General features: G+C 67.4%; 20 protein-coding genes. 12 read left to right on the forward strand and 8 right to left on the reverse strand.

The annotated features are described in order from the left end of the window. Positions 1-2: 2 nt before the first annotated feature. From gcvH to gcvPB, 4 genes are read left to right on the forward strand one after another with little or no spacing between them, the layout of a single operon-like run. Positions 3-380 (forward strand): glycine cleavage system protein GcvH, encoded by a 378-nt coding sequence (gcvH, locus tag HUW53_RS01900; protein ID WP_237344042.1) that lies wholly within the window; start codon positions 3-5, stop codon positions 378-380. Positions 381-415: 35 nt separating this feature from the next. Further along, positions 416-889 (forward strand): OsmC family protein, encoded by a 474-nt coding sequence (locus HUW53_RS01905; RefSeq protein ID WP_237344043.1) that lies wholly within the window; start codon positions 416-418, stop codon positions 887-889. An 11-nt stretch (positions 890-900) separates the two neighbouring features. Beyond that, positions 901-2,256, forward strand: coding sequence for an aminomethyl-transferring glycine dehydrogenase subunit GcvPA (gene gcvPA, locus HUW53_RS01910; protein ID WP_237344044.1), 1,356 nt, complete (start codon positions 901-903; stop codon positions 2,254-2,256). Between the two features lie 56 nt (positions 2,257-2,312). Beyond that, a complete protein-coding gene (gene gcvPB / locus HUW53_RS01915) occupies positions 2,313-3,872 on the forward strand; it encodes an aminomethyl-transferring glycine dehydrogenase subunit GcvPB (RefSeq protein WP_237344045.1) in 1,560 nt (519 codons plus the stop codon). A gap of 287 nt (positions 3,873-4,159) precedes the next feature. Here gcvPB and HUW53_RS01920 read toward each other — a convergent pair whose 3' ends face one another. Next, complete coding sequence (locus tag HUW53_RS01920) at positions 4,160-4,360, reverse strand: hypothetical protein (protein WP_237344046.1); 201 nt, start codon at positions 4,358-4,360, stop codon at positions 4,160-4,162. A gap of 161 nt (positions 4,361-4,521) precedes the next feature. Here HUW53_RS01920 and HUW53_RS01925 point away from each other — a divergent pair, with 161 nt between their 5' ends. After that, positions 4,522-5,130 (forward strand): SAM-dependent methyltransferase, encoded by a 609-nt coding sequence (locus tag HUW53_RS01925; protein WP_237344047.1) that lies wholly within the window; start codon positions 4,522-4,524, stop codon positions 5,128-5,130. Positions 5,131-5,316: 186 nt separating this feature from the next. Then, positions 5,317-6,795: an NAD-dependent succinate-semialdehyde dehydrogenase gene (locus tag HUW53_RS01930; RefSeq protein WP_272903705.1), complete on the forward strand. Its 1,479-nt coding sequence runs from the start codon at positions 5,317-5,319 to the stop codon at positions 6,793-6,795. Between the two features lie 41 nt (positions 6,796-6,836). On the opposite strand, the gene HUW53_RS01935 is transcribed toward HUW53_RS01930, so the two are convergent. Then, positions 6,837-7,295 (reverse strand): carboxymuconolactone decarboxylase family protein, encoded by a 459-nt coding sequence (locus tag HUW53_RS01935; protein ID WP_237344048.1) that lies wholly within the window; start codon positions 7,293-7,295, stop codon positions 6,837-6,839. 63 nt (positions 7,296-7,358) lie between these two features. On the opposite strand from HUW53_RS01935, the gene HUW53_RS01940 reads away from it, so the two are divergent. Continuing rightward, a complete protein-coding gene (locus tag HUW53_RS01940) occupies positions 7,359-7,832 on the forward strand; it encodes a MarR family winged helix-turn-helix transcriptional regulator (protein ID WP_237344049.1) in 474 nt (157 codons plus the stop codon). A 6-nt stretch (positions 7,833-7,838) separates the two neighbouring features. On the opposite strand, the gene HUW53_RS01945 is transcribed toward HUW53_RS01940, so the two are convergent. From HUW53_RS01945 to HUW53_RS01955, 3 genes are all read right to left on the reverse strand, one after another. Continuing rightward, positions 7,839-8,600 carry an ABC transporter permease gene (locus HUW53_RS01945; protein WP_237344050.1) on the reverse strand — a complete coding sequence of 254 codons (762 nt, stop codon included), beginning with the start codon at positions 8,598-8,600 and terminating at the stop codon, positions 7,839-7,841. Then, positions 8,597-9,520, reverse strand: a complete 924-nt coding sequence (locus tag HUW53_RS01950) for an ABC transporter ATP-binding protein (protein ID WP_237344051.1) — start codon at positions 9,518-9,520, stop codon at positions 8,597-8,599. The genes HUW53_RS01945 and HUW53_RS01950 overlap by 4 nt, the downstream gene beginning before the upstream one ends. 387 nt (positions 9,521-9,907) lie before the next feature. After that, positions 9,908-10,867 carry a Tim44 domain-containing protein gene (locus tag HUW53_RS01955; RefSeq protein ID WP_237344052.1) on the reverse strand — a complete coding sequence of 320 codons (960 nt, stop codon included), beginning with the start codon at positions 10,865-10,867 and terminating at the stop codon, positions 9,908-9,910. Positions 10,868-11,031: 164 nt separating this feature from the next. Here HUW53_RS01955 and HUW53_RS01960 point away from each other — a divergent pair, with 164 nt between their 5' ends. Continuing rightward, entirely contained in the window at positions 11,032-12,129 is a 1,098-nt protein-coding gene (locus tag HUW53_RS01960) for a hypothetical protein (protein WP_237344053.1), read from the forward strand. An 87-nt stretch (positions 12,130-12,216) separates the two neighbouring features. Here HUW53_RS01960 and HUW53_RS01965 read toward each other — a convergent pair whose 3' ends face one another. Together HUW53_RS01965 and HUW53_RS01970 are read right to left on the reverse strand one after the other, a co-directional pair. Continuing rightward, positions 12,217-12,921 (reverse strand): DUF1013 domain-containing protein, encoded by a 705-nt coding sequence (locus HUW53_RS01965; RefSeq protein ID WP_237344054.1) that lies wholly within the window; start codon positions 12,919-12,921, stop codon positions 12,217-12,219. A gap of 315 nt (positions 12,922-13,236) precedes the next feature. Next, on the reverse strand, positions 13,237-16,437 hold the full coding sequence (locus HUW53_RS01970; RefSeq protein ID WP_237344055.1) for an autotransporter domain-containing protein: 3,201 nt from the start codon (positions 16,435-16,437) through the stop codon (positions 13,237-13,239). Between the two features lie 406 nt (positions 16,438-16,843). On the opposite strand from HUW53_RS01970, the gene ispH reads away from it, so the two are divergent. From ispH to HUW53_RS01990, 4 genes are read left to right on the forward strand one after another with little or no spacing between them, the layout of a single operon-like run. Then, positions 16,844-17,836 (forward strand): 4-hydroxy-3-methylbut-2-enyl diphosphate reductase, encoded by a 993-nt coding sequence (ispH, locus tag HUW53_RS01975; RefSeq protein WP_237344056.1) that lies wholly within the window; start codon positions 16,844-16,846, stop codon positions 17,834-17,836. A gap of 3 nt (positions 17,837-17,839) precedes the next feature. After that, complete coding sequence (locus HUW53_RS01980) at positions 17,840-18,805, forward strand: homoserine kinase (RefSeq protein WP_237344057.1); 966 nt, start codon at positions 17,840-17,842, stop codon at positions 18,803-18,805. Continuing rightward, entirely contained in the window at positions 18,802-19,260 is a 459-nt protein-coding gene (rnhA, locus tag HUW53_RS01985; protein ID WP_237344058.1) for a ribonuclease HI, read from the forward strand. The genes HUW53_RS01980 and rnhA overlap by 4 nt, the downstream gene beginning before the upstream one ends. Positions 19,261-19,319: 59 nt before the next feature. After that, positions 19,320-19,868: a hypothetical protein gene (locus HUW53_RS01990; protein WP_237344059.1), complete on the forward strand. Its 549-nt coding sequence runs from the start codon at positions 19,320-19,322 to the stop codon at positions 19,866-19,868. A 74-nt stretch (positions 19,869-19,942) separates the two neighbouring features. Here the strand turns inward: HUW53_RS01990 and HUW53_RS01995 are convergent, their stop codons facing one another. Further along, positions 19,943-21,073, reverse strand: coding sequence for a polyamine ABC transporter substrate-binding protein (locus tag HUW53_RS01995; RefSeq protein ID WP_370877805.1), 1,131 nt, complete (start codon positions 21,071-21,073; stop codon positions 19,943-19,945). Positions 21,074-21,126: the final 53 nt, after the last annotated feature.

Genomic DNA, 21,126 nt, shown 5'->3' on the forward strand with positions numbered 1-21,126 from the left:
GCATGACCAGCGTGCGCTACAGCAAGGACCATGAATATGTGCGCGTCGAGGGTGAGGAGGGGGTGGTGGGCATTTCCCATTATGCCCAGAGCCAGCTCGGCGACATCGTGTTCGTGGAATTGCCCGAGCTTGGCAAGGTGGTGGAGCCAGGCCAGGAAGTGGCCGTGGTGGAAAGCGTGAAGGCCGCCAGCGAGGTCTATGCGCCGGTCAGCGGCGCGGTTATCGCGGTGAATGCGGAGCTGGAAGGCAATCCGGCCCTGGTGAACACGGCGCCGGAAGGCGAAGGCTGGTTCCTGCGCTTGAAGATCACCAACCCGGCCGAGCTTGATGCCCTGATGGACGAGGCGGCCTACAAGGCGTTCGTCGCAAGCCTCGGCTGAGGCATCCGGCGACGGCCATTCCGAGGAACGCGCCCGTGAGCACCGATTTCCGCGCCACCATCCGTTGGAGCCGCGACGGCGACGTCTTCACCGACGGGCGCTATTCCCGCGGCCATGTCTGGGCCTTCGACGGCATCGAGGTGCCGGGCTCCTCAGCGCCCTCCTCCGTGCGGGTACCGCTCTCGCGCCCCGACGCGGTGGACCCGGAAGAAGCGCTGGTGGCGGCCGCATCGAGCTGCCACATGCTGTTCGCCCTCGACTTCGCCCGCAAGACCGGGTTCCGGGTGGACAGCTACGAGGATGCCGCCCAGGGCGTGATGACGCCCAACGCGGCCGGCAAGCTCTTCCTCTCCCGCGTCACCCTCTCGCCGGTGATGGTGTTTTCCGGAGAGAAGCGGCCCACCGACGCGGACGTGGCCGCCATCCACCATCAGGCCCACGCGGAATGCTACGTCGCCCATTCCCTGCGCGCCGAGATGCTCATCGATTTTCGCTACCTGACGGTGTGAGGACCCCTTCCATGCGCTATCTCCCCCTCACTCCCGAGGATCGCGCCGAAATGCTGGCCCGCGTCGGCGTGCCCGCGGTGGACGCCCTGTTTGCGGACATCCCCGCCGGCACGGCCATGACCGCCCTGCCCGACCTGCCGCTGGCGCAGGGCGAATGGGAGGTCGAGCGCGCCCTCTCCCGCCTCGCCGCGCGCAACATGGCGGCGGGGTCGGTGCCCTTCTTCCTGGGCGCGGGCGCCTATCGCCATCATGTGCCGGCCAGCGTGGATCACCTGATCCAGCGTTCGGAATTCCTCACCTCCTACACGCCCTACCAGCCCGAGATCGCCCAGGGCACGCTGCAATACCTCTTCGAATTTCAGACCCAGGTGGCCGCGCTCACCGGCATGGAGGTGGCCAACGCCTCCATGTACGACGGCTCCACCGCCGCCGCCGAGGCGGTGCTGATGGCCCACCGCGTCACCAAGCGGCGCAAGGCGCTGCTGGCGGGCAACCTGCATCCCCACTACCGTGCCACCATCGAGACCGTGTCGCGCTATGCGCAGGACACGGTCGCGGCCCGGCCCGCCCAGCCCGACGGCGACGCAGATCTCATTGGCGCCATCGACGACACGGTGTCCTGCGTGGTGGTGCAGAGCCCGGACGTGTTCGGCCACCTGGTGGACCTGAAGCCCATCGCCGAAGCCGCCCACAAGGCGGGGGCGCTGCTGGTGGCGGTGGTGACCGAGGCGGTATCCCTCGGCCTGATCGAACCGCCGGGGGCGCAGGGGGCCGACATCGTGGTGGGCGAAGGCCAGTCGCTGGGCAATGCGCTGAACTTCGGCGGGCCTTATGTGGGCCTGTTCGCCACCCGGCTGAAATATGTGCGCCAGATGCCCGGCCGCCTCGCTGGCGAGACCGTGGATGCCGAGGGCCGGCGCGGCTTCGTGCTCACCCTGTCCACCCGCGAGCAGCACATCCGACGCGAGAAGGCGACCTCCAACATCTGCACCAATTCGGGGCTGTGCGCGCTGGCCTTCACCATCCATTTGACGCTGCTCGGCCAAAGGGGCCTGACCCGTCTGGCCCAGCTCAACCATGACGCCGCCTGCGACCTTGCCGACCGCTTGGCCGGCGTGCCGGGGGTCGAGGTGGTGAACGCCACCTTCTTCAACGAATTCACCGTGCGCCTGCCGGCCCCGGCGGCGCGGGTGGTGGACCTTCTGGCGGCGCGGGGCATCCTTGCCGGCGTGCCCTATTCCCGCCTCGCCCCCGGCGCCGGGCTGGACGATCTGCTGCTGGTGGCCGCCACCGAGGTCACGACGCCCGAGGATCGCGCCGCCTACGCCGCCGCCCTCGCCGAAACCCTGGCGGAGCTCTGCCGGTGAACGACGCCCTCCGCCCTCCGCACCTGTTCCACCTTTCGCACGCCTGGAGCTGAGCCATGAACCGCGAAGGCCTTGGCGCTCCCGCGCCGGTCGCCCCCCTGTCCGCCCTGCCGGAAACCTTCACCGGAAACCGCGCCCTCGACCTGGAAGAGGGCCTCATCTTCGAGATCGGCCGCGCCGAGGTCTGCGGTGTCGATCTGCCCGTGCCCGAAGGCCGCTCCGAGCGCCTCGGCGGGCTGAGGCGCGCCGAGGCGCCGGACCTGCCCGGCCTGTCCGAGCCCGAGGCCATGCGCCATTATGTGCGCCTCTCGCGCATGAACTACGGCATCGACAGCGGCCTGTTCCCGCTCGGCTCCTGCACCATGAAGCACAATCCGCGCCTCAACGAGAAGATGGCGCGCCTTGCCGGCTTCGCCGACCTGCACCCGCTGCAACCGGTTTCCACCGTGCAGGGCGCGCTGGAGCTGATGCGGCAGCTCTCCCGCCAGCTCCTCGCCCTCACCGGCATGGCGGCGGTGGCGCTGCCGCCCAAGGCCGGCGCCCATGGCGAGCTGACCGGCATGATGGCCATCAAGGCCGCCCACCGCGCCCATGGCCGCAACCGCACCGTAGTCCTGGTGCCCGAAAGCGCCCACGGCACCAACCCCGCCACCGCCGCCCTCATCGGCTACGAGGTGCGCGCGCTGCCCGCCCGCCCCGACGGCACCGTGGATGTGGAAACGGTGCGCGCCGCGCTGTCGCCGGACGTGGCGGCGCTGATGCTCACCAATCCCAACACCTGCGGCCTGTTCGAGCGGGACATCGTGGAGATTGCCGCCGCCGTGCATGCGGCGGGGGCGTATTTCTACTGCGACGGCGCCAATTTCAACGCCATCCTCGGCAAGGTGCGGGTGGCCGACCTCGGCGTCGATGCCATGCACATCAATCTGCACAAGACGTTTTCCACGCCCCACGGCGGCGGTGGTCCGGGCGCGGGTCCGGTGGTGCTGTCCCCGGCCCTCGCCCCGTTCGCCCCGGTGCCGGCGCTGGTGGAGCAAGACGGCGCGCTCACCCTGGTGGAGACGGAGGGTGCGCCGGGGGCCGAACAGGCGCTCGGCCGCATGAGCGCCTTTCATGGCCAGATGGGCATGTTCGTGCGGGCGCTGGCCTGGATGCTCTCCCACGGCGCAGACGGCATGCGGCAGGCGTCCGAAGACGCGGTGCTGGCCGCCAATTATGTGCGGGCAAGCCTCATGGACCTGCTTTCGGCCCCGTTCGCCGAGCGCCCGGCCATGCACGAGGCGCTGTTCGATGATTCGTGGCTCGCCGGCACCGGGATCACCACCCTCGACGTGGCGAAGGCGCTGATCGACGAGGGCTACCACCCCATGACGGTCTATTTTCCGCTGGTGGTGCACGGGGCCATGCTCATCGAGCCCACCGAGAGCGAATCGAAAGCGTCTCTCGACCTGTTCATCGGCGCGCTCCGCGACCTCGCCATGGCGGCGAAGGCCGGCGACATGGCGCGGTTCCTGGGCGCCCCCCATTACGCGCCGCGCCGGCGCCTCGACGAGACCCGCGCCGCCCGCGCACCGATGCTGCGCTGGGTCCGACCCCCGTCCCAAGCCGCCGAATGAGGCCGATGGCCGGCTGATACCAAAGGCCTGTGAGCTTGACTCACGGGGCTTTGGTCAAGCCCGCGCGGCGCCTGAGCGAGCCCACTTGGCACCGGTCAAAGACCGGGGGCCGATGGTATGAGGTCATCCCACCGGTCGGAGCCGGCACCGGGAGGCACGCGAAAACGACGCGCAAAAGGTGAAGCCGAACGCAAAAAGGGCCGATGACGAAACGTCATCGGCCCTTTTTGCACCCCATCCTTCGCCCCCCGCCAGCCGTCGCACGGCGACGGCGGCAGCGGCAAGCGTCACTGCTTGGTCAGCGCCATGATGCGCTTGGCGACATAGATCGCCGCGGGAATGGCGAGCAGAGCGCCGATGGCGGCGGCAATGGGAATCGCGCGCATGTCCTCCTGCGCGGGAGTCGGCACGTTGAGGACCACGATGATCAGGGCGCCGGCAAAAGCGACAGCCAGGATCGACCAAATGAGACTCGCAAGCTTCAGCATGGCACCACCTCTTCCTTGGAGCGGCTCAATATATTGGCAAAGGGCCATATCTTCTTGACCTCGATCAACAAAAAGACACCCCTGCGTCACCTCGCCCTATGGGCATGCCACCGGCGCGTCTTGTCCCTTGCGCGCGGGGCGCATTTTGGATCGGACCGGACATGACCGCTTTCTGGGATCAGCGCTATGCGCGCGCCGACTATCTCTTTGGCGTCGCGCCCAATGCCTTCCTGGCCCGGCAGGCGCCGCGCCTGAAGGCGGGCGGGCGGGCCATCGCCATCGCCGACGGCGAGGGGCGCAATGGGGTGTGGCTCGCCGAGCAGGGCCTTGCCGTGCATGCGGTCGATTCCTCCGCGGTGGCCCAGGAAAAGGCCCGCCGCCTTGCCGCCGCGCGCGGTGTGGAACTGGAGCTGGAACTGGTGGACCTCGCCACCTGGAGCTGGCCGGTCGCCGCCTATGACGTGGTGGTGGGCATCTTCATCCAGTTCCTGCCTCCGGACCAGCGCACCGCCATGTTCGCGCACATCGCCAAGGCCCTGAAACCGGGCGGCCTGCTGCTGCTGGAAGGCTACCGGCCGAAACAGGTGGAATACGGCACCGGCGGCCCCTCCCAGCCGGACAATCTCTACACCGAGGAGCTGCTGCGCGCGGCCTTCGCGGATTTCACGATCGTGGAGCTTACAAGCTACGATGCCGAGATCGCCGAGGGCAGCGCCCATTGCGGCCTGTCGGCGCTCATCGACCTTGTGGCCGTGAAGCCAGCGACCTGAGCGAGGCCGCATCTCGCGCCCATGCGCCTTTGGTCCTATATGGAGCCCGGCGGGCCAACATCGCCCGCCCGTGACGAGGCGGCCCATGACGAGGCGGCCCGCGAGCCGCACCGCCAAGCCACGCCTTCCGACACGCGGCAAACCAACACGCCGAACGCCAACGCACTGCAAGTCCAGGAGCATCCCATGGTCGCGCCCCAGCCTTCCTCGCCTTCCCCCGCTTCCGCCTTCACCCTTCTGCGCGAGAAGATGCTGATCGGCGGCGCCTGGGTGGACGCCGACAGCGGCGCCACCATCGCCGTGAACAACCCCGCCACCGGCGCCCGCCTCGGCACCATCCCGATGGCCGGCACCGCCGAGACGCGCCGCGCCATCGCGGCGGCGGCGGCGGCGTTCAAGGGCTGGCGGGCGCTGACCGCGGCCGAGCGCGCCGGCAAACTCCACAAGCTCGCCGACCTGATCCTGGAGAATGCCGAGGAACTGGCGGTCCTGCTCACCACCGAGCAGGGCAAGCCGCTGCCGGAAGCCCGCGGCGAGGTCAATATCTCGGCCGCCTATGTGCGCTGGTTCGCGGAGGAGGCCCGGCGCCTGTATGGCGATGTGATTCCCTCCCCCTGGGCCGGGCGGCGCATCATGGTCACCAAGGAGCCGGTGGGCGTGGTGGCGGCGGTGACGCCCTGGAACTTCCCCTCCTCCATGCTCGCGCGCAAGCTGGGCGCGGCGCTGGCGGCGGGCTGCACGGTGGTGGCCAAGCCCTCCGAGCTCACCCCCTATTCCGGCCTCGCCTGGGGCGCGCTGGCGGAGAAGGCGGGCTTTCCCGCCGGGGTCGTGAACATCGTGGTGGGCGATGCCCCCGCCATCGGGACCGAGATGACCACCAACCCGGCGGTGAAGAAAGTCACCTTCACCGGCTCCACCCCGGTCGGCAAGCTGCTCATGAAGCAGTCGGCGGACACGCTGAAGAAGGTGTCCCTGGAGCTGGGCGGCAACGCGCCGTTCCTGGTGTTCGACGATGCCGACCTCGACCTCGCGGTGGAGCAGGCCATCGCCTCCAAATACCGCAACGTGGGCCAGACCTGCGTATGCGCCAACCGCTTCTATGTGCAGGCCGGCATCTATGACGCCTTCGCCGCCCGGTTCACCGAGGCCACGCGGAACCTCAAGGTGGGCAACGGCCTGGACCCGGATGTCACCGCCGGCCCGCTGATCGACACGCGCGCGGTCGCCAAGGTGGAGCGCCTCCTGAAGGACGCCACCGACAAGGGGGCCAGCGTGCTCACCGGCGGCAAGGCCTCGGCCCTCGGCGGCACCTTCTTCGAACCCACCGTGCTCGCCGGCGCCACCCAGGAGATGGCCTTCGCGCGCGAGGAAATCTTCGGGCCGCTGGCGCCGCTGTTCAAGTTCGAGACCGAGGAAGAGGCGGTCGCGCGGGCCAATGCCACCGAATACGGCCTCGCCTGCTATTTCTTCACCAAGGACCTCGGCCGCGCCTTCCGCGTGTCCGAACAGCTCGAATACGGGCAGGTGGGCGTCAATGCCGGCGTCATCACCACCGAAGTGGCGCCCTTCGGCGGCGTGAAGGAGAGCGGCATGGGCCGCGAAGGCTCCAAATACGGCTGCGACGACTATCTGAACATCAAGTACGTCTGCATCGGCGGCGTCTGAGCCCCCGACGCCCTCCCCCGCCGGGGGAGGGCGTTTTCAAATCACGTCGGCGGCGCGAAGCGCAGGCCGATGCCAATGCGGTTCCAGGCGTTGATCGCGGCGATGGTGACCGTGAGATAGAGCGCCTCCGCCTCCGAGAACTCAGCCCGCACCGCCGCCCAGACGGCATCGGAAGCCGGCTCGCCCTCCAGCAGGGTCAGGGCCTCGGCATAGGCCAGCGCGGCCTGCTCCCGCGCCGAGAAGAGTTCCGCATGCCGCCAGGTGGCCAGCAGGTCCAGCTTCTCCTGCGGCACGCCCACCTGGCGCGCGACGCTCAGATGGAACTTGAGGCAGAAGGCGCAGCCATTGATCTGCGAGGCGCGCAGCTTCACCAGCTCGGTGAGCCCCTTGTCGAGGCCGGCGGCATCCACCGCCTGGGTCAGCGCCGAAAGGCCGCCATAGACGTCCGGCGCCGTGGCGGTGAAATCCTTGTAGGTGGGGCGGGAAAGTGGATCGGCCACGGCTGGTCCTCTGCGTTTCAATGGCTCAATATCAAAGCTCGAACATAATATCAGAGCTTTGATATGAGTGACAATCCAGTTCCGCCTGCGCCCTTTCCACCCGTGGGCGAGGGCAAGCGCGGCACCGAAGGCTACCTCGGCTATCTGCTGCGGCAGGCCGCCACCGCCTATCGCCAGCGGGTGGAAAAGGCGCTGGCCGACCTCGGCGTGACCGCGCCGCAATTCACCGTGCTGACCATGCTGCACGCCTATCCCGGCCTGTCGGGCGCGGACCTCGCCCGCACCGCTTTGGTGACGCCGCAGACGGTGAGCGTGATTCTCGCCAATCTCGAGCGGGCCGGGCTCATCACCCGCACCCCCCATGCGCAGCACGGCCGCATCCTGATGGCGGCGCTCTCACCGGCCGGCGAACGCCTGCTGGCGCTGGCGCGCGCGCGCGTTCACGCCCTCGACCCCGTCTTGAAGGACGATCTCTCGGCGCCGGAGGAAGCGGTGGTGCGCCGCTGGCTGGCGCGGGTGGCGCAGATGCCGGGATGACCGGCTTCAGCTTTTCAGCCGGTAGCCGGTCCGGAACATCCAGCTCACGATGAGAAGGCAGGCCAGCAGGAAGCCCGTGGTCATGGCGAAGCTGACGCCCACCGCCACGTCGGACAGGCCGAAGAAGCTCCAGCGAAAGCCGGAGATGAGATAGACCACCGGGTTGAACAAGGTCACGGTGCGCCACACCGGCGGCAGCATGTCCAGCGAATAGAAGGTTCCGCCCAGGAAGGTGAGCGGCGTCACGATCAGCATCGGGATGAGCTGCAGCCGCTCGAAGCCGTCGGCCCAGATGCCGATGATGAAGCCGAACAGGGAGAACGTGACCGCCGTCAGCACCAAAAAGGCCAGCATCCAGAACGGGTGACGCACCTCCATGGGCACGAACAGCGCGGCGGTGGCCAGGATGATGAGCCCGAGCAGCACCGATTTCGTCGCCGCCGCCCCCACATAGCCGCACATGATCTCGAACGGCGACACCGGCGCCGAAAGCACCTCGTAGATGGTGCCCGTGAAGCGCGGGAAGTAAATGGCGAACGAGGCGTTCGAAATGGACTGGGTGAGCAGCGTCAGCATCATCAGCCCCGGCACGATGAAGGCGCCATAGGGCACATGCTCCACCTGCGTCATGCGCGCGCCGATGGCGGAGCCGAACACCACGAAATACAGCGAGGTGGAGATCACCGGCGAGACCACGCTTTGCAGCAGGGTGCGTTTGGTGCGGGCCATTTCGAAGGCGTAGATGGCGCGGATGGCTTGGAGATTCACGACTGCGGCCTCACGAGGCTGACGAAGATGTCCTCCAGCGAACTCTGCGCCGTGCGCAGATCGTCGAAGGCGATGCCGGCGGCGGAGAGGTCCGCCAGCAGCCGGGCGATGGGCGGCTCGCCGACAGCCCCATCGACACCATAGCTGTAGGTGAGGTGGAGACCATCCCCGGAGAGGGCGAGGTGATAGGACGAAAGGGCCTCCGGCACGGCGGCGAGAGGCGCCGACAGCTCGATGGCGAGCTGCTTCTGCCCGAGCTTGCGCATCAGCGCCGCCTTCTCCTCCACCAGGATGATCTCGCCCCGGTTGATGACCCCCACCCGGTCGGCCATCTCCTCGGCCTCCTCGATATAGTGGGTGGTGAGGATGATGGTGGTGCCCTGCGCCTTCAGGCCGCGCACCAGCCGCCACATGTCGCGGCGCAGCTCCACATCCACTCCGGCGGTGGGCTCGTCGAGAAACAACACCTCCGGCTCGTGGGAAAGCGCCTTGGCGATCAAAAGGCGCCGCTTCATGCCGCCGGAAAGGGTCATGATCCTCGCGTCGCGCTTCTCCCACAGGGAGAGGCTTTTCAGCACCTGCTCGATATAGGCGGGGTTGGCGGCCTTGCCGAACAACCCGCGCGAGAAGCTCACCGCATCCACCACGGTTTCAAACGATTCGGTGGCGAGTTCCTGCGGCACCAGGCCGATGCACGCGCGCGCCGCGCGATAGTCCGTCACGATGTGATGGCCCGCCACCCGCACCTCGCCGGCGCTGGCGTTCACCAGGCCGCAGATGATGGAGATGAGCGTGGTCTTGCCCGCGCCGTTGGGGCCAAGCAGGGCGAAGATCTCGCCCCGCGCGATCTCAAGGTTGATGTTCTTCAGCGCGCTGTGGCCGCTGGCATAGGTCTTCGACAGATGGCGGACGCTCACCATCCCCTGCCCCTGCCCCGGCATCGGAGCCGGAGACAGAGCGGCGGCAGCGGCAGGAACGGCAGCGGCAGGAACGGCAGCGGCAGGAACGGCTTGCGACATGACGACTCGACGGGTGGCTTGAGGCATCGCTCGGGAACGGCCTGGGTCGGACCCCACCGCGGTCGAAGCCGCCCCGGACCGGCCGAAGCCTGGCCGGGGCGCCGCCGCGGGTTTCCCTGCGCGCTTCGGGTTAGACCACGTCCCGCCGCCCTCGGGAAGCCCCGCGGAGCGGCGGGCAGCTTGCTCTACAGCTCGCGACCGGCGGCGTGGCGCATCGCCCCGGCCGGAACCGGAGCGGCCCTTTCCAGCGGCCTTTTTCAGTCTTGCCGCCATGCCCCCGCGACGGGCTCACGCCGGCTGCATGGCGGCGAGGCGCCAAGCCCGCGCCGCCGCATCGCCATTGGCATCGCGCACGAAGGTCCACAATTCCGTGCTCTGGCCCGGCCGGTCGCGATCGCCCGACAGGAAGCGACCGCTGGCGCGGTCCAGCACCACGTCGCGGCTCTGGTAGCGCATGGCGACGGTCGCATAGTCCAGCGGGCCCTCCCGCCAGGATTCGGCGACATCGCCCTGCAGCAGCTTCACCTCGGACACCATGTTGCGCACGCCACGCGCGGCATTGGCCCGCAGCTCCGCCACCATGGTGGCGAACACCTCGGGCGTGGTGCGCGCCTGGAGCGCGGCCTCGTCCTCGCCGCCGAAGGCGGTCTCGATCTCCCCGAGCAGACGCTCGAACGTGTCGAGGTCCGCCGGCGTGACGCCGATCTCGTCCACCGGTCCGGACCGGGGCGGCGACGCGGGCTGGCGCACGCCGCCACCCATTTCACCACCCATGCCGCCCGGCCAGCCGCCGGCCCCACCGGGGGACGCGGTGCGGCCATAGGCGCCGGCGGGAGCCGGCTGTTGCCGGCGGAAAAAGCGCAGCGCCAGCATCACCACCAGGGCCAGCAACGCGCCCTGGAGCAGCAGGCCGAGCAGGCCGGCGAACCCGCCCAGGCCATGCCCCATGAGCATGCCGATCAGTCCGCCGATGAGCAGTCCGCGCATGAGGCCGCCCGCGAGCCCGGAGCCGAAGAAGGACGGTCGCGCCTGGGGCCGCGCGGCGGCGCTGGGCGCCGCCTGTGGCAGGGTGGAGCGTGAGGCGGGCGCCGCGGGATTGGGAGCGGTGGTGGTGGGCGGCGGCGCCGTATAGGTGCGTGTGCCACGGCTGCCCGCGGACATGCCGCGCTTGGCCTCGGCCATATCGGTCATCGTCATGCTCAGAGCAGCCACCAGGGCCACCATCGCCAGAACCGGCCTGATCCCCACGAACCCACCCTCCCTCACTCGCCCGGAGGCTTTGCCGCCTCCACATATTCCGCTGCGGAATATGCGTCATATGGGGTCACCGTAGCGGGAATGCGAGGGGGAGAGGTTCTGAAGCGGCGGATTTGATCTATGAAAGGTGGCCAACCTTTTCACGCGGATTGCCCATGCCGTCTCGGACCCCTCCTGACTGGACCCCTCCTGTCTCGCGCCGCCATGCGCTGCGAACGGTCGCCGCCGCCGCCCTCTCGACGCTCGCGCCCGCGGCGGCGTTACAGGCGCTCACCGGCTCCGCTTTGGCACAGACCGCCCCAGCCCCGGCGCCGCTCGGCGTCACCGTGCGCAACCAGAGCGTCGCCCCGAGCTGCAACGGCCCCGAGAACGTGGCCCTGACCCTCTTATCCCCGGCGGTGCGCCGGTTCCGCATCTCGGCCGACCACCCGGCCTATGTGCACGCGATGGTGTCGGAACACAGCGTGCCCGCCTATCTCGGCTGCGCCCTGCAGGCCGCGCCCGCCGCCGATGCCCAAGGAGCGGGCAAGGGCGCAGCGAAGGGCGCAGCGAATGGCGCGACCAAGGCGGATGGCAAGGCCGACGCCGCCACCGGCGCGCGGCGCACCACCTTGTACGAAACCCCCGATCTCACCGTGGTGGGCTATGTGCTGCCGGAGTTCTGGCGGCGGGCCGCCGTGCCCTTCCGCGTCGGCGAAAGCGCGACCCAGGGCCTCGACAAGGTTGAACTGTGGCTGAAGCCGGCGGACCGCGGCGCCACCGTGATCGAATTGTATCTGGCGGATGGCTCCTGGCGCCTGCGGCCGTTGCCGCCCATGCCCCTCGCCAGCACATCCTTCAGCGCGTCGGTGCTGATCGGACCGGTGACGCAGGAGGAACGGCTGCTGGTGAAGCTGAAGGAAGTGGGCTTTGCGCCCCAGGCGCGGGCATTCACCCTGCGCTTCTCCGACGGCGGCACGGCACGGGTGCGCCTGACCGGGCTCGACACCAATACCCTGACCCTCGACACCGAATTCAGCGACGGGATGACCACCCCATTCGCCGCGCTGCGGGCCAATTACGCGGTCGAAAGCGAGGCGGACATCACCCGCGTGGCCTGGCGCACCGCGTCCAGCCAGCCGTTCGGCGAAGCGCCGGTGATGACCTTCCCCGACGCCACCGACGTCACGCTGCTGTGGGCGGGACGGCTGGCGCCCGCCCGTCCGTCGCTCAGCGCGCCGGACCTGCTCTTCACGGGATTCGCCGGCGCCTGAGGGGCGCCGGTCTGGTCTTCAGGGGGGGATTGCCGGCGCCTGATGGGCACCGGTCCCTTAGGGCTGCGCCGGGGCCGGCCCGGCGCCTCACTCCTCGTCCTGCTCTTCGGTCTTCTTGGAGCCGCCGAGCTTGGCGAACACGGTTTCGAGGTCCAGGGAGCCACGTCCGCGGCCGGGGCGTTCCTCCTGCTCCTCGTGCCCGGTGGTGACATCCGCCGGGAGCAGGGTGGCGCCACGTTCCTCGGAGACGAGCGCCGCCGGACGATCCTTCGCGGCACGCTGCACTTCGAGGTCGAGGTCGATCTGGCTGCACAGGCCCAGCGTCACCGGATCCATGGGCGAGAGCTGGGCCGCGTTCCAGTGGGTGCGGTCCTTGATGGACTGGATGGTGGACTTGGTGGTGCCCACCAGTCGGATGACCTGCGCGTCCTTCAGCTCCGGATGGTTGCGCAGCAGCCACAGGATCGCGTTTGGCCGATCATGGCGGCGCGACACCGGCGTATAGCGCGGGCCGCGGCGCTTCTTCTGCTCGGGCAGGCGCACCTTGGACTCCAGCAGCTTCAGCCGGCGATCGGGGTTCTTCTCCGCGAGGGTGATCTCATCGCGGGAGAGCTGGCCGCTGGAAATGGGATCAAGCCCCTTGATGCCCTGCGCCACCTCGCCGTCCGCGATGCCCTTCACCTCCAGCGGGTGGAGCTTGCAGAAATCGCCGATCTGCTCGAACGACAATGCCGTATTGTCCACGAGCCAGACAGCGGTGGCCTTGGGCATCAATGGGGTATTCGTCGACATGGCGGCCTCTGAGGCTGGGGTTCGTGTTCTTAAAGGTTCGTCTCGCGCGTCCGCGTTCCTCATCGCGGCGCATCCGGCGCCACGGCGAGGCGCGTGGCCGATGCGGATGGACATGTGCGGGTTCGCTGGCGCGCCCCCTTTCCCAGGTGGCAGACCGCGAAACACATCGCAATGTCCAGGATGCCCCTAACATAATCGCCCCGGCGGCGACTTGCAAATGCCCATGCTTGGAAAAGCGGCGCGACGCGACGCTGAGGGCACCCCAAACGCGGACGGCCCGCACTGTGGCGCGGGCCGTCGCAACCGTGTCCGGGCTCAGAAGCGCAAGGAGAACGTGCCCTTGAAGCTGTTGTCCACCGCCGGGGTCGCCAACTGGCCGAGATAGGTGAAATCCAGCCGGGCGGTGGGGCTGAACCGCACGCCCAGGCCCGCTTCCACCAGCGCCGCGTCCTCGGCGATGGGCGCGCCCTCCACCGTGAACGGCAGGGACCCGGCGGCGAACGCCAGCGTCGCCGTGGGATCCACATCACCGAAGGCATGGCGCCAGCCGAGCCCCGCCAGCACCCGATACGTCGCCCCGCCGAGCACCGCCTCCGTGGAGGTGCGCAGACCCAATGTGGTGAAGGTCACATCCGTATCGGTCGAGGCGCCGGTCAGCGCCGCGCCGCCGAAGCCCTCCGTGAACGCGCCGCCCGACAGGCTCACATAAGCAAGGCCGGCGAACGGCTCAAAGGCGAAGGCGCCGACGCTCAAATCATAGCCGATGTCGGCGAAGACCTGCGCCGTACCCAGGTCGCTGCCGGAACTGAGGCTCTCCTGGAGACCCGGAAACGCCACGGTGCGCGAGGTGGACACGTCGTTCCAGGTGTAGGCGCCGCCCAGGCGCAGGGCGAGGCCGCCGAAACGCCCGGCCGCATAGAGCGCGGCGGTGTAATTGTCGCTGCTCGCCGAGGAATTGCGGTCGTCCACGTCCATGGAGGTGCTGGAATATCCACCGGCGACACCCACCCGCCAGTCGTCGCCGACCCGCGCATCCACGCCCATCAGGAAGCCGCCGGTGCTCTGGGTCACGGTGGCCGCGTTGCCGTTGGCCCAGGCCCGCCCGAAATTGCCGTAGCCCTGGCCCCAGAAGGTGTAGCCCGGCACCGGCGCCGGCGCGACCGCCTTGGTGATGGCCGCAGCCCCGGCGCTTGCCTTCGCCGGATCGGCATAGGACGCCACGAGCTGGCTGCGGGACAGCCCCGCCGCCGCGCCCTCGCCTGGCGCCAGGGTATCGCGCATGCGATCCACCAGAGTGTCGCGCACATCGGAACTGCGCTCGATCAGCACACCGCGCGTGGAGGCGTAGACCTCGCCCGACAAGGCGTTGAAGGCCGCATTGGCGGTGCCGGGATCGGTCATCTCCACCACCGCGTCCCAGGCGGCATTGCCGACGCCGAGGGTGTCGAGGGCCTGCGCCGTGGCGACGGCATTGGGGCTGCGCGCGGCATCGGCGAAGGCGACCGCGTTGCGGCCGAGGCTCACATAGGCGGTGTCGGCGTCATAGGACAGCGCCGTGTCCAGGAACAGCATGGACTGGTCCCACGCTGCGCTGTCGAAGGTGCCCACCCGGCCGCCATCGGCGGTGACGATGGCATAGCGCGCGCCGATCTCGAAATCGCCGCGGGCGCCGGAGACGTTCACCACACCGCCAAGGGTCGCCGTTCCGGAAACGCTCACCTTGTCGGCCGTGCCCGCGGCCACTTCGATCTCCGTGGCCGCCCCGGACAGCAGGCTCAGGTTGCCGTTGATGGTGAGCGTGCCGACCGCGCCATTGCCCGGAGCGAGAGTGCCGCCGGCGCCGACCGTGACCGGCGCCGTGACGGTGCCCGCGCCCATGAGCACGCCTTGAGCGCGCACATCCAGGGCCGAGGTGGCGAGGGTGCCGGAGACGATGAGGTTTGCCGCCGCGCCAGCGCCGCCCACGCTGCTGGCCCCGCTCAAGACGTTGTCGCCGGTCAGGCCGAGGATGCCGCCTTCCACATCGACGCCGCCAAAGCTGTTGGCGCCGGCAAGGAACAAGCTGCCGGTGCCGGCCTTGGTGAGCCGGCCGGGACCGGAGATGTCGTTGAGCCAGGTGTCCATGGCGTTGAACCCGCCGAGGCGCGCATCCATGGTCACCGTGGTGTCGATGCGGAAGGCCCCGTAGCCGCCCGCCGCCGCGAACAGGTTCAGCCGGGCCCAGCCGGAGCCGTCGTCGAGCGGGCCGCCCGAGGCGATCTCGGTGGTGGCGAGCACCTCCCGGCGCTGCTCCGCGCTCAGATAGGGGAAGCGGGTGACGAGCAGCACCTCGGCGCCCACCGGTACCACCGGCGCCAGATCGGTGCGGCCGGTGGGCGACAGGCCGTAGGTCAGCCGGTATTCGTAATCGGCCTTGTTCTTGGCATAGTTGGAGAAGCGGTCCGGCGCCTGGCTGGCGACGCAGGTGGCGATGTCGGTGCCGCAGCCGTCCTCCAGCACCGCGCGCAGTTGCACGGTGGCGGCCTCGAACAGCGCCCAGAAATCCGACGCCACGGTGACCGTATAGCCGCCGCCGAGGTCGATGGACTGGCCCACATAATCGGGATTGTTGTTGAGCAGTTGCACCAGATCATGGGTCGCGGTGATGCGCCCGCCGATCACATCGAGCGCGTAATGGGCGCCCAGCACGATGCGGCTGTCGCCGAACTCCGAGCCGCGGGTCATCATCTCCTGGTACATTTCCGGCACCATCATCGCGAACAGCAATGAGGTGGTGTAGCCATAGGTGGTGTGACCGCTGGGGAAGGCGGCGCTGGCGGTGAGACCGGAATTGAGCTCGGCGCTGGAGGCCACCGGCCCCACGGTGTCGGCCATGGTGCCGCCCACCTCCGGCGCCACGAACGTGGGCGCGGAAAACACCTGGATCTGCGTCGGCGCCACCTGGTAGGGCCGCGAGTCGCCGGAAAGGTTGGTCTGCTGGGGCGGCACCAGCGGCCCGTAGGCCGCGTCATAAATGTTGTACTGGCCCCCTGCCGGCAGCGACACGCCGCGCACCGGGGTAAAGGTGGGATAGCCGTTCACCGTGCCGCTGCCGAAGAAGTTCTTCGCCGCGCTGGCATCCACGACCGCCACCAGATTGGCCTGCGTGAACAGCCCCATCACGGCGCTGCTGGTGGTGGAGGTGGTGCGCGGATCGCCACTGAAGATGGAGTTGAAATACACGCTCTGCAGCTTGGGCCCGAGGCCGTCCGCCAGCGTGGTGCCGCGATAAAGATCGATGGTGTAATCGTGGATCGCCTGCGCGCGGCTCTCCGCGTCCGCCCCGTTGTTCACGGCGATGGAGGTCGCGAGATTCTGCTTCAGCGCGGTCTGGCCCGCCGCCGTCGACATCAACTGGCTGAATGGCATCAGCACCTGGATGACGTCGATGTTGCTCGCGGTCTGCGCCTGCGCCGGCAACGCGAAACATGCGGTCGTGCACAGCAGAGCCGCCGCCGCCTTGGTCAGAATGTTCATGATGCCCGCCCTGATCCGGCGCCGTCGACGGCGGATTCGCGCGCCGCTTGCGCCCAGGCGCTCCTATGACCAGGAAGTGTGACAGTTGTTTAATACCTCCGCAGGCGGCTTTAATGGATTATGAATCAATGTATTAAACGCATCTCCACGGAGCAGGCCGCCAGCCGGTGCCGGAGCGGAAACTGAAAAAGCGCTGTTCCCTCACTCAGTTGCAGCGATCGCCCACTAACCGCTTGGCGCCGGGCGAACGACCGTCGCACGCGGTGATTCGCGCACGCACGACAGATCCGGCGGCACCTGTTGCAAAACCATCACACAGCTTCGGCGCGGGCCAAGCCCCATCCCGCTTGACAGGAGGCACCCGGCGTTCCCTTCTGCCTCGATGTCTCAACAGGACCCCCCGGCCATGGACGCCGCCCCGACGCTGCCGATTGCCACAGGCGAAAAGCCACCGCTCCACATTCTGCTGTGTGCGCCGCGCGGCTTTTGCGCCGGGGTGGTCCGGGCCATCGATGCGGTGGAGGAGGCGCTCCGGCGCCACGGCGCGCCGGTCTATGTGCGCCATGAGATCGTGCATAACAAATACGTGGTGGACGCCCTGAAGCGCAAAGGCGCGGTCTTCGTGGAGGAATTGTCCGACGTGCCGGACACGTCCGCGCCGGTCATTTTCTCCGCCCATGGGGTGCCCAAGAGCGTGCCGGCGGAGGCCTCGGGCCGGCGCCTGTTCGCCATCGACGCCACCTGCCCGCTGGTCACCAAGGTCCACCGCGAGGCGGAGGTGCACCACCGCAAGGGCCGCCACATCCTGCTGATCGGCCACAGGGGGCATCCCGAGGTGGTGGGCACCATGGGCCAGCTTCCCGAGGGGGCCATCACCCTTGTCGAAACGCCCGACGATGCCCGCGCGGTGATGCCGCCCGTCGGCGTTCTCCTCGCCTATGTCACCCAGACCACGCTCTCGGTGGACGACACCGCCGGCCTGGTCGCCATTTTGCGCGCGCGGTTCCCGGATCTGGCGGAACCCCACAAGGAAGACATCTGCTATGCCACCACCAACCGTCAGGAGGCGGTGAAGCAGGTGGCGCCCAGGGTGGATGCGCTGATCGTCGTGGGCGCGCCCAATTCCTCCAATTCCCAGCGCCTGCGGGAGGCGGCCGAGCGGGCCGGCTGCCCGCGCGCGGTGCTGGTGCAGCGGGCAGCCGATATCGACTGGAGCGCCTTCGGCCCCATCGCCCGGCTTGGCCTCACCGCTGGTGCCTCCGCCCCCGAGGTGCTGGTGGAAGAGATCATCGACGCCTTCGCGCAACGCTTCTCGGTGACGGTGGACACGGTGACCGCCTCCGAGGAAGATGTCTTCTTTCCCCTGCCGCGCGCACTGCGGCCGGATGCGGCGGAGTAATTCGTGGCCGTCTATACCGACGTTTCGGCCGCCGAGATGGCCGACTTCATCGCCCGTTACGACATTGGCACCCTCACCTCCTTCCACGGCATCGCGGAGGGGGTCGAGAATTCCAATTTCCTGGTGCAGACCACGGGCGGCACCTTCATCCTCACGCTCTATGAGAAGCGGGTGGCGCGGGGCGACCTGCCCTTCTTCATCGGCCTCATGCAGCATCTGGCGGCGCGCGGGCTCTCCTGCCCGCAGCCGGTGGAACGGCGTGACGGCACCGTGCTCGGCGAATTGGGCGGGCGGCCGGCGGCCATGGTCACCTTCTTGCCCGGCGTCTCGGTGCGGCGGCCCACCGCTCACCATTGCGCGGAGCTGGGCGCGGGCCTCGCGCGGCTGCACCTTGCCGGCGCCGATTTCACCATGGAGCGGGCCAACACCCTGTCCGTGGCCGGCTGGCGGCCGCTGTTCGATGTCGCCCGCGACGGCGCCGACACGGTGGCGCCCGGCCTTGCCGACACCATCGCCCAGGAGCTTGCGGCGCTGGAGGGCGACTGGCCCAAGGGCCTGCCGTCCGGCATCATCCATGCCGATCTGTTCCCGGACAACGCCTTCTTCCTGGATGAGGCGCTCTCGGGCATCATCGACTTCTATTTCGCCTGCACCGACGCCTTCGCCTATGACGTGGCCATCTGCCTCAACGCCTGGTGCTTCGAGGCCGACGGCTCCTACAACGTCACCAAGGGCCGGGCGCTGCTCTCCTCCTACGGCGCGCTGCGGCCGCTGAGCGCGGTGGAGGTGGCGGCCCTGCCACGCCTCGCGCGCGGGGCGGCCCTGCGCTTCCTGCTCACGCGCCTCGTCGACTGGCTGAACGTGCCGGCCGGGGCGCTGGTGAAGCCCAAGGACCCGCTGGAATATCTCAAGAAGCTGCGCTTCCACCAGCAGGTGGCCGGCGCCGAGGACTACGGCCTCATCCCATGAAGAAGACAGTTGCGATTTTCACCGACGGGGCCTGCTCCGGCAATCCGGGCCCCGGCGGCTGGGGCGCCCTTCTGCGCTTCGGCGCCCACGAGAAGACGCTGAACGGCGGCGAGCAGATCACCACCAACAACCGCATGGAGATGACCGCCGCCATCAGCGCCCTGGAGGCCCTGAAGGAATCCTGCGCCGTTCAGCTCCACACCGACAGCCAGTATCTGAAGGACGGCATCACCAAATGGGTGCACGGCTGGAAGCGCAATGGCTGGCGCACCGCCGACAAGAAGCCGGTGAAGAACCAGGACCTGTGGGAGCGCCTCGACGAAGCCCTCAAGCGCCACGAGGTGCAATGGCACTGGGTGAAGGGCCACGCCGGCCACCCCGAGAACGAACGCGCCGACGAACTCGCCCGCGAAGGCATGGCGCCGTTCAAGCTGCGACGGACTTTACCGGAGTAGCGCTCCGCAATCCATAATGGCATCAAGGGATACGTACAATCGACTCAATGAGGATGGCCATGGGGTACGGCGCTAAAGAGATAGACAAAGCAATAGCGTGGGCATTTATTGCACTAATTTTCGCATTTGGAGTATTAGTCATAATTTATGCAGATCCACCGAACAAAGGAAATGCTTTCATAGAAACAATAAAATCCAGCCAAGCCATTATTTCAGGAATATTTTTATCTGTTCTAGTTATAGCTTTATATTACATATACAGAAAAATTAAACAATCAAGTTGCGCCACAAAACATGAATCAAAAATTATAAATGAAAAAATAAAACTCCTATCTACCTTGTTTAACAACATGTCACTTGGATTTATCGGCTTTGCTCTCATTCAGACTGCGATAGACATAGCAAAGCATGAAACAAAAAGTATGACGCCCGAGAGATTAACGCGGTGCATAATATCGCTTGTCTTGGCTGGAGCGGCACACATATATGCGCAACACATCACGTCGCTCATGAAGAACGAAGACATGCCAGCCAATGCCCCCACAACAAAATACAACGAAGTCACCATAACAAAAATAATTCGTAAATCTCAAAAAATAAATAGCTGAGAACATTCTGGTGGAGACCCTCCCGACGCGCGGGAGGGTCGTGTTTCATTCTCCGCATCCCGGACGCGAGAGCCTCACTTGCCGCGCTTGAAGGCGTTCCAGGTCTTGGTAATGACGCGCTGGACCGCCGGTTCGTTGGTGGTCACGATGAACAGGCGCGAGAAGGTGTCCTTGTCCGGATAGATGGACGGATTGTCCAGGATCGCCTTGTCGATATATTTCTGCGATTCCAGATTTCCGTTGGCGTAAGAGATATAGTTCGAGTTCTTCGCCGCGATTTCCGGACGCATCATGTAATTGATGAAGGTCAGCGCCTCATCCACATGCTTGGCGTCCTTCGGGATGGCGAAATTGTCGAACCACATCAGCGCGCCCTGCTTGGGGATCTGGTATCCCACGTTCACCGGCGGCTTCTTGGTCTTCTTGGCGGCTTCCTCGGCGCGGGTCTTGGCCTGGAACACGTCGCCCGACCAGCCCACCGCGAGACAGATGTCGCCACGGGCCAGGGCATTGATATAGCCCGAGGAATCGAACTTCTTGATATAGGGGCGGATGGTCATCAGAAGCTCGCCGGCCTTCTGGATGTCCTCCGGCTTCTTGGAATCGGGGTCGAGCCCCAGATACTTCATGGCGGAGGGGATGACCTCCTCCGGGCCGTCCAGCATGTAGACGCCGCAGTCCTTCAGCTTGGAGATGTTTTCCGGCTTGAACACGATGTCCCAGGTGTTCATGGGCACGTCGCCGAGCCGTTCCTTCACCTTGTCCACATTGTAGCCGATGCCGGTGGTGCCCCACATGTAGTTGACGGCGCGGGCATTGTCCGGATCATAGACGGCGAGGCGGCTCGTCACCTCGGGCCAAGCGTATTTGAGGTTCGGGATCTTGGACTTGTCGAGGGGCATGAAGATGCCCGCCTTGATCTGCCGCTGCAGGAACGAGCCCGAGGGCACCACCACGTCGTAGCCGGTCTTGCCCGCGAGCAGCTTCGTCTCCAGCACCTCGTTGCTGTCGAAGACGTCGTAGCGGACCTTGATGCCGGTCTCCTTGGTGAAGTCCTCAAGCACGGTGGGGTCGATATAGTCCGACCAGTTGAAGACGTTGAGCACCTTCTCCTGGGCGAACGCCGGCCCGCTGAAGGCCACGCCCGCACCGAGCATCACGCCCAGTCCCACGCCCAAGACAGCCGCTTTGAAAGCGCGACGCATCCGCTGTTCTCCTCTGAGAGACGACGGGATTGTCTCTCCCGCCCGCCAACGGA

Source organism: Xanthobacter agilis (assembly GCF_021730435.1).
Taxonomy (GTDB): domain Bacteria; phylum Pseudomonadota; class Alphaproteobacteria; order Rhizobiales; family Xanthobacteraceae; genus Xanthobacter; species Xanthobacter agilis.

Excerpts from the sequence above, each read along its gene's own strand:
- gcvH (WP_237344042.1), top strand. The coding sequence starts at position 3 with ATGACCAGCGTGCGCTACAGCAAGGACCATGAATATGTGCGCGTCGAG.
- gcvPA (WP_237344044.1), top strand. The coding sequence starts at position 901 with ATGCGCTATCTCCCCCTCACTCCCGAGGATCGCGCCGAAATGCTGGCC.
- gcvPB (WP_237344045.1), top strand. The coding sequence starts at position 2,313 with ATGAACCGCGAAGGCCTTGGCGCTCCCGCGCCGGTCGCCCCCCTGTCC.
- HUW53_RS01920 (WP_237344046.1), bottom strand. The coding sequence starts at position 4,360 with ATGCTGAAGCTTGCGAGTCTCATTTGGTCGATCCTGGCTGTCGCTTTT.
- HUW53_RS01925 (WP_237344047.1), top strand. The coding sequence starts at position 4,522 with ATGACCGCTTTCTGGGATCAGCGCTATGCGCGCGCCGACTATCTCTTT.
- HUW53_RS01930 (WP_272903705.1), top strand. The coding sequence starts at position 5,317 with ATGGTCGCGCCCCAGCCTTCCTCGCCTTCCCCCGCTTCCGCCTTCACC.
- HUW53_RS01940 (WP_237344049.1), top strand. The coding sequence starts at position 7,359 with ATGAGTGACAATCCAGTTCCGCCTGCGCCCTTTCCACCCGTGGGCGAG.
- HUW53_RS01950 (WP_237344051.1), bottom strand. The coding sequence starts at position 9,520 with ATGGTGAGCGTCCGCCATCTGTCGAAGACCTATGCCAGCGGCCACAGC.
- HUW53_RS01960 (WP_237344053.1), top strand. The coding sequence starts at position 11,032 with ATGCCGTCTCGGACCCCTCCTGACTGGACCCCTCCTGTCTCGCGCCGC.
- HUW53_RS01965 (WP_237344054.1), bottom strand. The coding sequence starts at position 12,921 with ATGTCGACGAATACCCCATTGATGCCCAAGGCCACCGCTGTCTGGCTC.
- HUW53_RS01970 (WP_237344055.1), bottom strand. The coding sequence starts at position 16,437 with ATGAACATTCTGACCAAGGCGGCGGCGGCTCTGCTGTGCACGACCGCA.
- ispH (WP_237344056.1), top strand. The coding sequence starts at position 16,844 with ATGGACGCCGCCCCGACGCTGCCGATTGCCACAGGCGAAAAGCCACCG.
- rnhA (WP_237344058.1), top strand. The coding sequence starts at position 18,802 with ATGAAGAAGACAGTTGCGATTTTCACCGACGGGGCCTGCTCCGGCAAT.
- HUW53_RS01990 (WP_237344059.1), top strand. The coding sequence starts at position 19,320 with ATGGGGTACGGCGCTAAAGAGATAGACAAAGCAATAGCGTGGGCATTT.
- HUW53_RS01995 (WP_370877805.1), bottom strand. The coding sequence starts at position 21,073 with ATGCGTCGCGCTTTCAAAGCGGCTGTCTTGGGCGTGGGACTGGGCGTG.